The 13,872-nt window shown below is 51.0% G+C and carries 19 protein-coding genes; all 19 read right to left on the minus strand.

Annotated features, from left to right (window positions below; all coding sequences use genetic code 11):
- Positions 1-79 precede the first annotated feature (79 nt).
- Positions 80-562: a hypothetical protein gene (locus tag Q3Y64_RS19275; RefSeq protein ID WP_303564524.1), complete on the minus strand. Its 483-nt coding sequence runs from the start codon at positions 560-562 to the stop codon at positions 80-82.
- A 630-nt stretch (positions 563-1,192) separates the two neighbouring features.
- Complete coding sequence (locus tag Q3Y64_RS19280) at positions 1,193-1,747, minus strand: HAD-IA family hydrolase (RefSeq protein WP_303564527.1); 555 nt, start codon at positions 1,745-1,747, stop codon at positions 1,193-1,195.
- 130 nt (positions 1,748-1,877) lie between these two features.
- Entirely contained in the window at positions 1,878-2,168 is a 291-nt protein-coding gene (locus Q3Y64_RS19285) for an excalibur calcium-binding domain-containing protein (protein WP_303564530.1), read from the minus strand.
- A 162-nt stretch (positions 2,169-2,330) separates the two neighbouring features.
- Entirely contained in the window at positions 2,331-2,630 is a 300-nt protein-coding gene (locus Q3Y64_RS19290) for a hypothetical protein (RefSeq protein ID WP_303564532.1), read from the minus strand.
- A gap of 132 nt (positions 2,631-2,762) precedes the next feature.
- Positions 2,763-3,311, minus strand: a complete 549-nt coding sequence (locus tag Q3Y64_RS19295) for a hypothetical protein (protein ID WP_303564536.1) — start codon at positions 3,309-3,311, stop codon at positions 2,763-2,765.
- 95 nt (positions 3,312-3,406) lie between these two features.
- Positions 3,407-3,994, minus strand: a complete 588-nt coding sequence (locus Q3Y64_RS19300) for a DMP19 family protein (RefSeq protein WP_303564538.1) — start codon at positions 3,992-3,994, stop codon at positions 3,407-3,409.
- A 110-nt stretch (positions 3,995-4,104) separates the two neighbouring features.
- The gene (locus Q3Y64_RS19305; protein ID WP_303564541.1) at positions 4,105-4,614 is read right to left on the minus strand and encodes a hypothetical protein; all 510 of its coding nucleotides are present in this window, start codon (positions 4,612-4,614) and stop codon (positions 4,105-4,107) included.
- Between the two features lie 101 nt (positions 4,615-4,715).
- The gene (locus tag Q3Y64_RS19310) at positions 4,716-5,312 is read right to left on the minus strand and encodes a hypothetical protein (protein WP_303564544.1); all 597 of its coding nucleotides are present in this window, start codon (positions 5,310-5,312) and stop codon (positions 4,716-4,718) included.
- Between the two features lie 110 nt (positions 5,313-5,422).
- On the minus strand, positions 5,423-5,884 hold the full coding sequence (locus tag Q3Y64_RS19315) for a DUF4259 domain-containing protein (protein ID WP_303564547.1): 462 nt from the start codon (positions 5,882-5,884) through the stop codon (positions 5,423-5,425).
- A 96-nt stretch (positions 5,885-5,980) separates the two neighbouring features.
- Positions 5,981-6,397, minus strand: a complete 417-nt coding sequence (locus tag Q3Y64_RS19320; RefSeq protein WP_303564550.1) for a hypothetical protein — start codon at positions 6,395-6,397, stop codon at positions 5,981-5,983.
- Positions 6,398-6,515: 118 nt separating this feature from the next.
- Complete coding sequence (locus Q3Y64_RS19325; protein ID WP_303564552.1) at positions 6,516-7,025, minus strand: RDD family protein; 510 nt, start codon at positions 7,023-7,025, stop codon at positions 6,516-6,518.
- A 1,600-nt stretch (positions 7,026-8,625) separates the two neighbouring features.
- Positions 8,626-8,907, minus strand: coding sequence for a hypothetical protein (locus Q3Y64_RS19330; protein WP_303564554.1), 282 nt, complete (start codon positions 8,905-8,907; stop codon positions 8,626-8,628).
- Between the two features lie 153 nt (positions 8,908-9,060).
- The gene (locus tag Q3Y64_RS19335) at positions 9,061-9,345 is read right to left on the minus strand and encodes a hypothetical protein (protein ID WP_303564556.1); all 285 of its coding nucleotides are present in this window, start codon (positions 9,343-9,345) and stop codon (positions 9,061-9,063) included.
- A 504-nt stretch (positions 9,346-9,849) separates the two neighbouring features.
- A complete protein-coding gene (locus Q3Y64_RS19340; protein ID WP_303564561.1) occupies positions 9,850-10,356 on the minus strand; it encodes a hypothetical protein in 507 nt (168 codons plus the stop codon).
- 486 nt (positions 10,357-10,842) lie between these two features.
- Entirely contained in the window at positions 10,843-11,304 is a 462-nt protein-coding gene (locus Q3Y64_RS19345; protein ID WP_303564564.1) for a hypothetical protein, read from the minus strand.
- Between the two features lie 101 nt (positions 11,305-11,405).
- The gene (locus Q3Y64_RS19350) at positions 11,406-11,789 is read right to left on the minus strand and encodes a hypothetical protein (protein ID WP_303564566.1); all 384 of its coding nucleotides are present in this window, start codon (positions 11,787-11,789) and stop codon (positions 11,406-11,408) included.
- Positions 11,790-11,893: 104 nt separating this feature from the next.
- A complete protein-coding gene (locus Q3Y64_RS19355; protein ID WP_303564568.1) occupies positions 11,894-12,208 on the minus strand; it encodes a hypothetical protein in 315 nt (104 codons plus the stop codon).
- 146 nt (positions 12,209-12,354) lie between these two features.
- The gene (locus tag Q3Y64_RS19360) at positions 12,355-12,747 is read right to left on the minus strand and encodes a hypothetical protein (protein WP_303564570.1); all 393 of its coding nucleotides are present in this window, start codon (positions 12,745-12,747) and stop codon (positions 12,355-12,357) included.
- A gap of 113 nt (positions 12,748-12,860) precedes the next feature.
- Positions 12,861-13,241 carry a hypothetical protein gene (locus tag Q3Y64_RS19365; RefSeq protein ID WP_303564571.1) on the minus strand — a complete coding sequence of 127 codons (381 nt, stop codon included), beginning with the start codon at positions 13,239-13,241 and terminating at the stop codon, positions 12,861-12,863.
- Positions 13,242-13,872: the final 631 nt, after the last annotated feature.

Here is a 13,872-nt window from a genome sequence, read left to right on the forward strand (position 1 = left end):
AAGTGAGGGGCAGCCGGAGCTGCGCAGCAGCGTAGGGAACCACAAGCGCAGCTTGTGGCTGTCCCGCTCGACTGCAGTGTTAGAGGACTCGGCCAAGAAACTCATTGATTGAATCTTTTGCGGAAACTATTGCGGCAACCATCGCTATAACGGCGGCCCACTTAGCCCACTTGGCTTGTGCAACTGCGGCTTCTGCACTTGCTGCGGAGGCCAATTTCGCTTCGTTAGCGATTGCATTGGCTTCGCGCGCTATCGCAAGCACCTCTGCGTTGTACTCATGGTCTTGGCGAAGTAGCCATTCTGTTGCTTCTAACTTCATTATGCCGGACGCAAACTCTCCTGACTCTACGGCTATCTTGACGGCGGGCACCCCTAACGAGGAAAAGCGAGAATGTAGAGTTTCCCGAAATTTTCTTACTGCGGATCTCTCGTTTTCTTCGCTCTCAGGATAAATAAAGCCATTTGCAATCTGAACATGCAATGTTTTCTTGAGTTCCAGCCAATCTGCCACTTCGATCGCTGTAACTCCTTGTCTTTGCAAGGTAACGTCGTGGCCGTTCACGCTTGCTTGTTGACCCTCAATTTTGTTGACTATGCGAACAGAGTGCATAAGACCTCTAACGTTTGACGTGAGGGGCCGCCGTAGCGGCGAAGCCGCGAAGGGAACCCACAAGCGCAGCTTGTGGGCGGTCCCTCTCGACGGAATTGTTAGAGCGTGAGTGGGGAGCGGGCCTTGTTTTCATGGTTTTAGCTGTGGGCATCATCAATGGAGTTGTACCCAGGCTCGTGATGGTGTGAGGTTTCGCTGTGAGAGTGCTCGAATATTGAACCATCGTGGACTGATGCGGGAGATGCAATCGCCGCCTCGGGGAAGGCAAGGCCAATTAGTATTCCGATGACTGAGCCGCCGAAAACTACCCCTATGCTGGTGAGTGCCGACCACTCTTTAAAATTCGGACCCGCGACCAGAATTGAAACCATCAAGCCGCCACACAGCCCTATTAGCCAGCCAACCCCTCTGAATTTTCGGATTACGGCAGACCCGTGGTTTGCGTTCGAATTCATGGCTGAGCTCTAACGTTTGACGTGAGGGGCCGCCGCAGCGGCGAAGCCGCGAAGGGAACCCACAAGCGCAGCTTGTGGGCGGTCCCTCTCGACGGAATGGTTAGGCGGTGACTGCATAAACTCTAACTCACTCAAGAATTTCAACAAGCATCTGATATTCACCCTCGGCTCCGCTCCAATGAAATCCACGCATGCCAAGTTGTTCGGCCGCAACTACGTGTTCTTTCGTATCGTCAATGAACAAGCACTGATGGGGGAAGACCTGTAACCGCTCACAAGCGCGAAGAAAGAATGCAGGCTCTGGTTTCGCAACTCCCTTCAAGGCGGAATTCATGAACACATCGACGGCGCCGTATATTCCAAAATTTTCATCAAATGAATCAAGCGTGATCGACGCTCCATTATTAAGTATCGCGGTTCGTTTCTTACCTTTCAAGACAGCTAAAAGACCCCAGAGCCTTTCGTCTTTTTCGTATTTCCTAGGAATTTCGCTAACGCCTGAAAAGAACGTTACTTCGTCAATTTTAAGTTCAGTGATTGCTTTATTCTTCGCTCGATCTGAGTCAAAGTCGGAGCAAATGATGTTTTCGATGGCATCCAGCGTTGCGTTTGTTTGATAGCTCCTCCGCTTCGTGAGCAGTACCCCACCCATATCAAACAGAACCGCAGAAATGGCGCTCACTTTTTCACCGCCTAACGTAGAAGTGAGGGGCCGCCGTAGCGAAGCGAAGGGAACCCAAAGCGCAGCTTTGGGCGGTCCCTCTCGACTGCCGGGTTAGAGCGCTGGATGGTAAGTGACGGTTTTGATTTCACTATCGACACCACTGCTGCTCGCAAGGAACACCATCGTGATTGCCATCCATTTTTGTATTAGGGCAGTTTTTCAAAAAGAATGTTGCTTCTTCACAAGAGGTCATTTGCGAACAGTGCGTACGCCCATCACAAGTAAAACTAGCGGAAATCATTTTCGGCTGTGTGTTGTTGCCGCCAACGAGAGTGCTAAGTGAAGAATCGTTTTGGGCGTGCGCAAAATTTGGCTGAAAGTGCTCGTAGGCTTTCATGCCACAAAAAACAACAAGCGCGACAAGGATCAACTTTTTCATTTTTGTAAAAGCTCTAACGTGGAAGTGAGGGGGCGCCGAGCGTAGCGAGGGAAGCCAGCTTGCTGGCCGTCCCCTCGACTGTAGTGTTAGATCGTGTGTAGCTCACAAACGAATTGGCGCCTTTTTGCATGCTCATCACCCGATGCCTCAAGTACGTGCTCCTCATGCTTGAGAAAATTGACTGGCTTCTTCTTGAATGTCTCGAAGCACTGTAGCGCCTATTACTTCTTCGATGGGCCACTCAGCAACCAATGCATGAGAATCTTCAGAGCCAAGAAAATCCTGCGCCGATGCAACAGAGACCCAATTCAAAAGAACATAAGATATATGACGGGTATTGTCATCAACATGAAAACTAAATCCGATTTCTCCAAATGCGGCCCGGCGCTCTGCTTGGCTTTCTAGCTTTCCAAGCAATTCAGTTCGCCTCCGACAATCCACTTGAAACAGAACTTTGGTCATGTTGATGAGAGAAGATCTAACGTTTGACGTGAGGGGCCGCCGTAGCGGCGAAGCCGCGAAGGGAACCCACAAGCGCAGCTTGTGGGCGGTCCCTCTCGACGGAATTGTTAGGCAGTGCGGCGCTAGGATGTTTCATCTGCTGTCTTTTGCTGCTTTGGCGTATGCATTTTGCACTGTCTTCGCGAGCTCAATCTCTTTGCCATCACAACTACGAAGATAGATGCCAGGTTTTGGCTCCATTTCACCAATTTGAAACCGGACGCTAGGATTATTTTCGTCGAACCATAATCGCTCGAGGGTGACGCTCTTTGAACAGTAGTCGAATTCTGCTAAACCATGTTGGACCAGCAGCGTAATTTTACCGGTATCTGAAAACACGATTGCGGCGGAGCTAGGGATGCCGCGATTTGAGAGACCAACAAATAGACGATTGTCTTTAGATGCGAATAGCTTCTCGAAGTGGACACCAGGAATCCGTGCAACCGGCTTGCCGTTTGTGAATATCTCGAGCAGAAAATCGGGATACTTCGGGCTCTTTCGAGAATCAGTGGTGAGCACGATCCTTGTTTTGCCATAAGTAAAATTTTCGACATCGATTTTCTTGGCATAGCTCCATGAATCGGCTTGTGCGATTGAAATCGACAAGCAAGCGATGAGTGCTATGAAGATGCGACGTTTCATTCAATGCCTAACGTGGAAGTGAGGGGCAGCCGGAGTGCGAAGCACGGAGGGAACCAACAAGCGCAGCTTGTTGGCTGTCCCTCTCGACTGCAGGGTTAGAAGTTTTTGTGCAAGCCATGTTCTTCTGCGTACCGAGTCATACGCTCACTAAGTTGGTCAGGATCTGCCCAGAACTCTTTGTCCAATTTATTCAGTTCTTCCTGATGCGCTTCGCCTTGGGCCAACAATACTTTGCGTCGTTCGCTTGTGTTGGATGGCACTTCCAGATCACCAAAGATGAGGGCCTTCGCAGACATTAGAAGAGCCAGGCTCTTTGAGGCCTTCAGTTTGGTTAGAGCTTCCACCGCAAAGTGGAAGTAGTCGGCGGAACTGTTGTGGAAGTACTGATCAAAGCCACCGTTATAGACCTCGCCAATCACGACGTTTGTGGCGAAGAACAATTGATTCTCACGGGTGAGCCTCGCGAAGCCTTTGTCTGTGTTGTGAACCTGATTGACGAGCCACAGCCAATGTTTGTGCTCTGCTGTTTCTCGATACTTCTTCTCTTCTTCGTGGCGAACTTTTGATGCCTCGATGCTCTTTCGATAGCCGCCCTTGCATGGCATGCAAAGCCCTTCATTCCTCTCTGCAGTGGAAAGAAGAATGGATGCACCACACGCTGAACATGGAACGCGGTCTGACATGGCGTGACTTCTAACGTTTGACGTGAGGGGCCGCCGCAGCGGCGAAGCCGCGAAGGGAACCCACAAGCGCAGCTTGTGGGCGGTCCCTCTCGACGGAATTGTTGGGCGTCTTAGCGCTCATAGAACCACTCCATCAACTCGGTCGCGACTGCCGGAGACAGCTCTTGGATAGCCTCTGCAATTTCCGGAGGGCCTTTGGCCGCAGCGATTGCTGAAAGCGCACACAACAAGAAATCGGCATCCCAGTCACGCTCGGCCGCGGCAGCGACTAGCGATGGAAGGCGCCTCAATGATGAAAAGTATGCAGACGATAAATCATCTGGAACTTTGATATTTCCTTTTTGGCGGCAGATCTCTACCCAGGCAGGAAACTGAAAGAAACTTGAATCTGCTTTCAACGGGCTGGAGGAAAGATAATTCACTACGTGCGGCACAGCCGCAAACGAAGCTGAATAGACATCCCCTTGGTGAGCTAACGCACTCCAGATTGAAAACCAAGGCTCTCCATTTCCATCGTCCTCCGGTAAGTCAGCCAGTTGCTTGAGCAATGATGGGATATCAGAGGCAGGCCCGTAAGCATGCTCAAGCTCTGACCAACGCGGACTATCGAGACTAAGCAACGAAAGACTCCTTTGACGCCCAACGTAGAAGTGAGGGGCGGCCGGAGCGAAGCGGAGGGAACCACAAGCGCAGCTTGTGGCCGTCCCTCTCGACTGCCGGGTTAGGCATCGCTCGCGTCATCCTTGAGCCGTCCTCTAAGAAATTTACCCGAAACACCCTTTAGCTCGCTCCTGTCAATTAGCTTACCTTTGAACTGAAAATTCTGATCAATGCGAACGATGAGCAACTGCTCGAAATTTCCTTGGCTCTTGACGAGAACACGGTCGCTGGTTTTCTCTGGTGAGATGGTCTTCACCTCAACAAGCACTCCGCTAATTGTGCCGTCAGAACCGGCCTCGTGTGTCCTGTGGCGGCGAAGGTCGAATTTTATCTCAGCGTAAATCTCTCCGAGCTCTCCCCAAACCTGTAAGTACCTGCCGGTGTTCTCGAAATGGCGTTTAGCGCAATCTATCAAATCGTAGAAAATATCTGCTTGCTTTAGGGTACAAAAGGGAAATCCATCTCTGCTTTTAAAGAGAGTGTCGGGCTCGACCGGGAGGGGCTTATCTTCTGGTACATCGCCAAGCTGAGAATCGACCCACTCTCTGTCAATGTATTCCCATTCCCAAGGTGCGGCGCCGGAGCCCGCAGCATCGGCTATCTCCTCAGCGCTGTAGCCACGCTCGTTCATTTCGTAAAGAAAATCCCAGTCGCTCATGGCTTTCTTTGCCTAACGTTTGACGTGAGGGGCCGCCGCAGCGGCGAAGCCGCGAAGGGAACCCACAAGCGCAGCTTGTGGGCGGTCCCTCTCGACGGAATGGTTAGCCACTACTTCAACCTCGCAATGAGGCTTTGCATTTGGATCTTCCACACAGGGAAATCTTTCTTGTTTTCCTGCCATAGCTCTTGAAGCTCCGACTTGTGGCCATTCAGGATGCGCGAAACCGCTTTGGTAGCTACGGGGGAAAGCCTTGCTATTTCTTCTTTGTGCTGCTTTTCCAACCAAGAAGATAGCTCCTTGGGGAGTGACTTACTTGCTTTGCCCTTCGAAGCCGCGACCACTTCCGCTGCTGCAACTGCGGCCGAGCATTCAGGCGCTTCAAGATAGCCATCGACCAGCGCTGCATTGAGGGTGGCCGATAGTAATGAGGAACCTTTTGACTTGATGCACTGACCCGCCCAATCAAGAGCGTCGTCATTGTCAAAACTTCCGGAATCCCATGCACCTGCCTTTGCAAATGGCATGAACGCGGATAGAGCGGCCAGCGCTACAAAATTGCGACGGTTCATTGTGTGGCTAACGTTGGAGGTAAGGGGCGCGGAGCCGGCTTGCCGGCGAAGCGTCCCGCTTGACCGGAGTGTTAGCCAAAGCATCGAAAAATTGAGTCATGTCGGTGCATTTCTATTGTTTATGGTCGGCTGCGTAATTCGACCATCATCGTATCTACGCAAATACGGATACAAAATTATCCTCCCCTCACTATCGGTGCCGATCTTTGCAATGATCATCCCTTCGTCACCGCTTTTGTGGTGAGGGCCACAGCTTGAGAAGCCGTATTTCATAGAGATTTTATTTCCTCTATGAACTCTGGCGTCAGAGGTCTTCAGAACTTGCTTAATCCTCGCAACAGCCTTTCCGTGGTTTACAGTTGACAACGAAACGTTCGCAATTAAATCTGCATCAGGCTGCGGATCGGGAATACTTTTGAAGAAAAGCGTGTCTTCAACGCTGGCCCCTCGGCAAGCATGCACTTGTGGGGATATCAGTAGGAGGAAAAAACCTAACGTAATGGAGTGGCGCATGCGTTTCTCCCCAGTAACTCGGACCGGCTAACGTTTGACGTGAGGGGCCGCCGCAGCGGCGAAGCCGCGAAGGGAACCTGCAAGCGCAGCTTGCAGGCGGTCCCTCTCGACGGATTGGTTAGCCTGCACGCAGAATCTCAACGACAGTGGTTTTGCTAAACCAATCATACACAGCACGGCTTTTCTTACTGAAGGTGATGAAAAGCAAGTTTGCAATTAGCCAATAAAATGCAAAATCTCTTACGAGCGCGGCAGAAAAACTGGGATCAATGTCTTGAATGCCGAACATCTTAGAGACGACACTAAGCGGGTATTGCATGAACGAAAGATATGCAATGGATGCCAATGCGGTGCGCAGAATGAATTTTAAGTTGCTTGGCCGAGCCATACTTGGATGATCGAGCACCCTAAGTTTCATAAAGAGCTTCCCAGCTGAACCCCGAATCGTGGCAAACGACAACGCGAAATAACACAACAACAGAAAGTATTGTATAGCAAGGCCAAAAATAGTATGGGTGCTTTGTATGAACCCACTGCTTTGTAACATTGCTATTAACAAAGAAATTATTACGGTATCGATGAATATAGCGGATGCTCGGCGACCGCCTGTGAAGTAATTATCTTTCATTAGTAACTCTCTAGGTTGTGCGACAGAATTTCTGCAGGCTAACGTGGAAGTGAGGGGCAGCCGGAGCTGCGCAGCAGCGTAGGGAACCACAAGCGCAGCTTGTGGCTGTCCCTCTCGACTGTAGTGTTAGGCGGCACGGATTGATGTTGTGGCATTTGTATGTAGAACCTAGGCGTATTTTTAAGCGGCATGGGCTTTAAGAGTATTTGACCGTGATGAAAATCAAGGAGCCCAAGATGAGTGCAAGTAGTAGCCAGAGTAGCACTCTAAAAATAACACTTTTTTTCGCTCCGGTTTCTATAGCGCCACCAACAGCTTGAATAGCAACAAATTCGATTAGGTCATCAATCACAAACTTACCTCCTGCCTTTAAATCCGACAAACATGGCTAACGACATTGCCAGCACGCTAATCGCCAATTGAACATATGCTGCGAGAGCGTAAGCATGCGAATCTCGATCTGGAAACGAACCAATCCACGCCGTTTGTATTGACCAAAGTAAACAATAGACCGATAGCAATATGAATGAAATAACGATGAGCCAATAAAGCACTCGCGGAATCGCATTGAGCGGCCAAAGTTTCATGACGCCTAACGTTTGACGTGAGGGGCCGCCGCAGCGGCGAAGCCGCGAAGGGAACCCACGAGCGCAGCTTGTGGGCGGTCCCTCTCGACGGAATTGTTAGAGCGGCGGTGATCAGTGCTCACAAAGTGCATATGTATTTTTAACTCTTCCGCTTTCGGCGGCAATTTTGCAACGGCAAGCTGCTGGGCCTATCACGCTTACAACGGTACCTCCCACCTCGTGACGTACTGATTTCTCACCAAGTGAGTTGAACGCCGATATCGCTTCATCAACACTGCTGCTAGCAGCTATGCTTTCGCAGACGCCCCTAACCGCCCAATGGTTGCTTGCTGTTTCGTACGTCATCCTCCCCCACGTTACTGCGAATATGCCCGCGATCAGCAGGAAAGCCTTAGCTAATACGCCCCTAATTTGCATGAGCTCTAACGTAGAAGTGAGGGGCGGCCGGAGCGCAGCGTAGGGAACCACAAGCGCAGCTTGTGGCCGTCCCTCTCGACTGCCATGTTAGCGGCCTGTAACGTCGAGCACTGACCAGCCGAACCAAAACCCCGAAACAAACAAGCCCCAACAAAACGTGAAAGGGCCGCTTTTAAAACACCCTAAGCATAAACCGGTGTGTCGTTTTAAAGCCAATGAAATAAAACTTAAGACTACAAAAGCAACAGTGTTTTTGGTTTTGTGCTCACCTACACAAACAATAAGCCCAACCCCAGCAACACCTTTTCCTTATTGTAGCCCTCAACTTTTAGCGTCTTGTGTCGCCCAAGCCGTTCAATCGTTGACTGTGTTGCGTGCGGTTACATGAGCGAAGCGAACACAAAAAACCTACGAAGTCCCAACAACACTAAGAACTAAAAACCCTCAATCTCGAACCCTGCTTGAGACGCCAAATAACCGAAACCCAATGAGGATAAGTGTTGCGCTAACGTTTGACGTGAGGGGCCGCCGTAGCGGCGAAGCCGCGAAGGGAACCCACAAGCGCAGCTTGTGGGCGGTCCCTCTCGACGGAATGGTTAGGGCGATGTTTTAGCATCACCTTCGGCAAAATTAAGGTGGGGTTTGGATTTGTGCCACATAAAAATGGACGACAGCGCAAAAACAACAACGAAAACAAAAAGCATCGCGATAAGCTGAAAGAACGCTCCGCCGTAATCTTCCGCTAGCTCGGATGCACTACCGACGCCTGTTTTCCAGACATAGATACGCCACCACACCTCACCGAACACGTATGTGACAAGCGACGATGCAAGCAGCCCGAAACCGCATGATTTGCTTAATCTGACAAGCGTTCGCATTGCACTCATCTGAATCGCTCTAACGTTTGACGTGAGGGGCCGCCGTAGCGGCGAAGCCGCGAAGGGAACCCACAAGCGCAGCTTGTGGGCGGTCCCTCTCGACGGAATTGTTAGGCCGATTTTCGACCTCATGCGAGACCAGAAGCATATTTTCTATCGAACGAGAAGAGCAATAAATAGACAAACAAAAACTGCCATATTTACAAAAACTGGGGTTGCCATTTTTAGTTGATCAAACCGCCCGGCAAACTCGCCCTCCCTGACTATCTTTCTTCTTACGGACTGAACCAAGGGAGCGTGCGCAATGACTGACGCAAATAATAGGTAGTAAACGACGCCACTTTTCCCATCCAGCATAACTAAAAATAAGGCAATAAGCGAAATAACAGGCCACACATAGAGCGCCGACAATATAAAAAACACACCGATCAGTTGCATCCAACCAAGCATGAAAGGCCTAACGTAGAAGTGAGGGGCCGCCGTAGCGAAGCGAAGGGAACCCAAAGCGCAGCTTTGGGCGGTCCCGCTCGACTGCCGGGTTAGCCCGCGCTTTCAAACCCCGCGTGCCACCGCGCCGGACGACCGATAAACAACGGCGCTGCAATGCTCGCGCCACCGGGGCAAAACTAAAAACCACAACGAACCCGAACGCCAAATTACAAGCCTACCGGGCAAACCGAAGATACAACGCCGCCCGATCAAGCGACACGACAAATCGCAATGGCATGAACGCCGACAACGAAAAGAGTGGCGCGGCGCCCACAATTAAACCCAACTTACAACCTGGCCCGACTCAATTAACGGGACTTGGGCACGACGTTCAATTCACAACAGCAATCGAAGGCTAACGTGGAAGTGAGGGGCAGCCGGAGCGCGAAGCGCGGAGGGTACCAACAAGCGCAGCTTGTTGGCTGTCCCGCTCGACTGTAGTGTTAGATGCGTTCATGGCTGAATAGGGACAACAAAGAGGCTGCCGAACGCGACGCCTACGCTAACTGCATTAGCAATGAAAATCCAGCCGAACTCACGCCGCTTGATTGGAAATTGATACGCCTTGCGATACACAAAACTCTCTATCGCTGTATTGACCAAACAAGCAAGAACAAAGGTGGCTAACCAAGTGATGGGATTAAACGTACCCCAATTTAGCGCCTTCATATACAGCAGGCCAGGAAAGAACTCCCACGCAATGCCCGCGAGGGGAATGAGAAGTATGCCTGCGACAGAAGAAGCAGCATTGGCCACTGTAGTGACGATTGCCGCCCTTTTCATTGGGATGGCAAACAGCCATTTCACAAATATAACTTCTGCGATCAAGCCAATCGAAATAGCCCACCACGAAAATAGCCGAGTTTCAAGATAAAGGGCTGGCCAGACCACATCGGCATAAGCCAGCGCAGGCATTGCCAGAGCGGAACACCCGACAGCTAACTTGGTGAGGAAGCGCATAGCATCTAACGTTTGAGGTGAGGGGCGCCGGAGCGAAGCGCAGGGAACCCAAAAGCTAAGCTTTTGGGCGTCCCGCTCGACTGAATTGTTAGCCAAAACTTTGACAATTCATCAGCCACCGCGCCGGACACCAAATAAACAAGAGCACGAAAAATGCCGTGCCACCGGGACAAAACTAAAAACATCAACGAACCCGAACGCCAAATTACAAACCTATCGGGCAAACCCAAGATACAACGCCGCACGATCAAGCGACACGGCAAATCTCAACAGCATGAACGCCGACAAAGAAAAGAGTGGCGCGGCGCTCACAATGAAAACCAACTTCCAACCTGGCGCGCTCGTCATTCGGAGCCCACGGGCACGACGCTCAATTCACAACCGAAACAAAGAGGCTAACGTTTGACGTGAGGGGCCGCCGGAGCTGCGCAGCAGCGAAGGGAACCCACAAGCGCAGCTTGTGGGCGGTCCCTCTCGACGGAATTGTTAGGCGTTTTTCCAACGCTGAAGTGCTTCTTGTAGCCACTCATCCCAGCATTCACTTTCAATCAGATCGTGAAAATTTTTATCGAGAAACAGCAAGAAAGCATGGATTGCGCTTCGATGCTCTGACTCCAGCAAGGTGAACTGCGCATTATCTGGGCCAATTGAGATGAGATTGATGAACCTCATCATAAATAGATCGCCATCTCTATCCTTGGCCTCAGACACAGATAACTCCATAAGACGAGGCAACATATAGCCCATCGCCTCCGGGGTGAGAAATGGCAGTGGGCTCCAAGAGACAAGCCCAAAATCCTCACTGAAAATTTGCTCGCGAGGTTTTCCGCCGAGCATTTCCTCATACTCTTCCCGCTCTGGTGGATATAAATCATTAACGACGTATCGTGCTGGCTGGCCAAAACCAGAAAAGCATTCATACATCTGAAGAAGGATCGGTGAGGACAAAACGAAACGCCTAACGTTTGACGTGAGGGGCCGCCGCAGCGGCGAAGCCGCGAAGGGAACCCACAAGCGCAGCTTGTGGGCGGTCCCTCTCGACGGAAGGGTTAGGCGCTTCGTTGTGCATCACGATTTTCATTATTTCGATGTGCCGAAGCCAAAAGGATCTTTGCTAGCTCTGCGCCCTTGCCTGGATCGATTTCATTTTTCGCCATCTTGAATATTGACGCGATGATCTCAACCCAATGCCCTTTCTCATTCACATTGTGATGATTAGCGCCATAAAGGGGGGCGGTATGTGGAAAACCTATCACAACACCGGAATCAGCGAGATTAGAAAAGATGGTTGCGAGATTATCCTTCGTGCATTGCTCTTGTAAGAAGCTGGGCAATCCTTCGGTTGTACAGAAAAGACGCAGACACAATTGAACGGCATCCTCGTATTGGATCCCAGAAGGAAAGGCATGAACAATGAATAGTTCCAAATTCATGGAGCGCCTAACGTTTGACGTGAGGGGCGCCGGAGCGCGAAGCGCGGAGGGAACCCAAAGCGCAGCTTTGGGCGTCCCTCTCGACTGATTGGTTAGCGCTGCTTTCAATCATTGCCTGGTATTTTGTCGTAAGACACAGAACCCGGCGGAGGGTTGATCCAATTATCAGGAACAGGGAACACCAATTTTTCTAAGAAATTTTGCTTTTGAGTTAAACACGAGAATTTTTCATGCATAAATCTCTCAACCTCCCAGTTTGGTGCTTTCCTCTTTTTTAGATCGTTCATAGCCTCTCTTGTTGCGCCGCACTCAAACACCATTTTTTTTGAGTTGGTATATAACAAATATAGGCCTAAAGCCTTGTAAGTGGCGAATGCAAGGATTGCAACAACAGCGTACTTAATTATTTTCTTAAGCATTTGATTGTGGCCATAACAACGCATGAAGCGCTAACGTTTGACGTGAGGGGCCGCCGTAGCGGCGTAGCCGCGAAGGGAACCCACAAGCGCAGCTTGTGGGCGGTCCCTCTCGACGGAATGGTTAGGTGCGGATTGCATGGCGAGACCTAGAAGAGTTTGACCTCAAGAACCAAGTTTGTCTTTCTGTGAGGCAAGCCCAATTCGGTTAGCTCATTTGATAACCGCTCAATGTCTTGCAGCTTGGTGCCATTTTGAAACTCTGAATCAACCACGCGCTCCCAATAAAATTTGGCAGGAATAATAAGGTGGGCAATATCAGAGTATTGGAATGGCTGCATCCAAGTGCCGCCGTCGGCGGTGCCGGTTTGCAGAAGCTCAGATTCATCGGGCAGCCCACAGTGCCAATAGGTCAGCCAACTTTCCAAGCTGGAAAACGTTGTCCACGCGCACCACGACTCGCTTCCCCAGGACAAAGACGCTCCTTTGCCAAGAACGCGGCGAGCAGTAAGCAGGAGCAACCTCCATTCTTGGTCGGACATGAGCGCCTAACGTTTGACGTGAGGGGCCGCCGTAGCGGCGAAGCCGCGAAGGGAACCCACAAGCGCAGCTTGTGGGCGGTCCCTCTCGACGGAATTGTTAGCGCGCGGGTGAGCTATTTGCATGGACTTGGCTGCCATGGATTTGGGAACGGACTCCTGAATCCTTGCAATTTTTCAACAAGATTTCCATCACGCTCCGATATGTATTTGGTGACCCATGAATTGGGGTGCTCCTTATAAAACTCTGATAAGAGACGCATTTCACCAGCGATAGCGTAGCGGGTTTTTTCAAGCGCGACGTTGTTGCAATTGCTGACAAGGTGAGCTTCGATCTCGCGATAATCGAGAAGATGGTTGAACCACAACGAGGCCTGAACGGCGGCCAATTCATCATCCAGCCGCTCTCGCTCGTACCTCGCTCCATAGGAAAAGGATAAATACGCTACGGCACTCAAGACGAAAAGCAAAAACGCGACGACAGACAACTTTTTCATGGTGAGCGCTAACGTGGAAGTGAGGGGCAGCCGGAGCGAAGCGGAGGGAACCACAAGCGCAGCTTGTGGCTGTCCCTCTCGACTGTAGTGTTAGGCCGCGGACTCACATTGAGCCCCGTTTAGAGAAAGACATGCCGTCGTACCCACCTCGGGCGCCGCATGACATGGCTCGACAACGCCCATCGTCCGACAGGACGGCTTTGCTATTTTTGAAGAACACCTTTAGTTCACAGGCCTCCGCATCATATTTCTGAAGCAGAACGTGGTCGCTTTTCCACTCTCCGTTGCCCTGAAACTCACAGGTGTGACCATTGTGGAATAACAAATTAACCTGAACCCAAACACCATCATTTGCGGTAGGCACGACAAGCACCCAATTCGCTGTCTCACCTTCGCACTCGTATTGACGTTTTGACTCTGCTGCGGCGTTGAAACAGACAGACACCCGCTCACTGTACAACCCGAATATGCGAGATGGTGGTTTTGCTGTTTGCGCCGCAGCCGGCGTGACCAACACTGCGATGATAAGTATCAAAAGCGTTCGCGACATATAGGCCTAACGTTTGACGTGAGGGGCCGCCGTAGCGGCGAAGCCGCGAAGGGAACCCACAAGCGCAGCTTGTGGGCGGTC

It is taken from the genome of Uliginosibacterium sp. 31-12 (genome assembly GCF_030548425.1).
Taxonomy (GTDB): domain Bacteria; phylum Pseudomonadota; class Gammaproteobacteria; order Burkholderiales; family Rhodocyclaceae; genus Uliginosibacterium; species Uliginosibacterium aquaticum.

What these genes read in the sequence shown, in the direction of transcription:
- Q3Y64_RS19285 (WP_303564530.1), bottom strand. Translation starts at nt 2,168, where the DNA reads ATGAAAAAGTTGATCCTTGTCGCGCTTGTTGTTTTTTGTGGCATGAAA.
- Q3Y64_RS19290 (WP_303564532.1), bottom strand. Translation starts at nt 2,630, where the DNA reads ATGACCAAAGTTCTGTTTCAAGTGGATTGTCGGAGGCGAACTGAATTG.
- Q3Y64_RS19295 (WP_303564536.1), bottom strand. Translation starts at nt 3,311, where the DNA reads ATGAAACGTCGCATCTTCATAGCACTCATCGCTTGCTTGTCGATTTCA.
- Q3Y64_RS19300 (WP_303564538.1), bottom strand. Translation starts at nt 3,994, where the DNA reads ATGTCAGACCGCGTTCCATGTTCAGCGTGTGGTGCATCCATTCTTCTT.
- Q3Y64_RS19310 (WP_303564544.1), bottom strand. Translation starts at nt 5,312, where the DNA reads ATGAGCGACTGGGATTTTCTTTACGAAATGAACGAGCGTGGCTACAGC.
- Q3Y64_RS19315 (WP_303564547.1), bottom strand. Translation starts at nt 5,884, where the DNA reads ATGAACCGTCGCAATTTTGTAGCGCTGGCCGCTCTATCCGCGTTCATG.
- Q3Y64_RS19320 (WP_303564550.1), bottom strand. Translation starts at nt 6,397, where the DNA reads ATGCGCCACTCCATTACGTTAGGTTTTTTCCTCCTACTGATATCCCCA.
- Q3Y64_RS19325 (WP_303564552.1), bottom strand. Translation starts at nt 7,025, where the DNA reads ATGAAAGATAATTACTTCACAGGCGGTCGCCGAGCATCCGCTATATTC.
- Q3Y64_RS19330 (WP_303564554.1), bottom strand. Translation starts at nt 8,907, where the DNA reads ATGCGAACGCTTGTCAGATTAAGCAAATCATGCGGTTTCGGGCTGCTT.
- Q3Y64_RS19335 (WP_303564556.1), bottom strand. Translation starts at nt 9,345, where the DNA reads ATGCAACTGATCGGTGTGTTTTTTATATTGTCGGCGCTCTATGTGTGG.
- Q3Y64_RS19340 (WP_303564561.1), bottom strand. Translation starts at nt 10,356, where the DNA reads ATGCGCTTCCTCACCAAGTTAGCTGTCGGGTGTTCCGCTCTGGCAATG.
- Q3Y64_RS19350 (WP_303564566.1), bottom strand. Translation starts at nt 11,789, where the DNA reads ATGAATTTGGAACTATTCATTGTTCATGCCTTTCCTTCTGGGATCCAA.
- Q3Y64_RS19355 (WP_303564568.1), bottom strand. Translation starts at nt 12,208, where the DNA reads ATGCTTAAGAAAATAATTAAGTACGCTGTTGTTGCAATCCTTGCATTC.
- Q3Y64_RS19360 (WP_303564570.1), bottom strand. Translation starts at nt 12,747, where the DNA reads ATGTCCGACCAAGAATGGAGGTTGCTCCTGCTTACTGCTCGCCGCGTT.
- Q3Y64_RS19365 (WP_303564571.1), bottom strand. Translation starts at nt 13,241, where the DNA reads ATGAAAAAGTTGTCTGTCGTCGCGTTTTTGCTTTTCGTCTTGAGTGCC.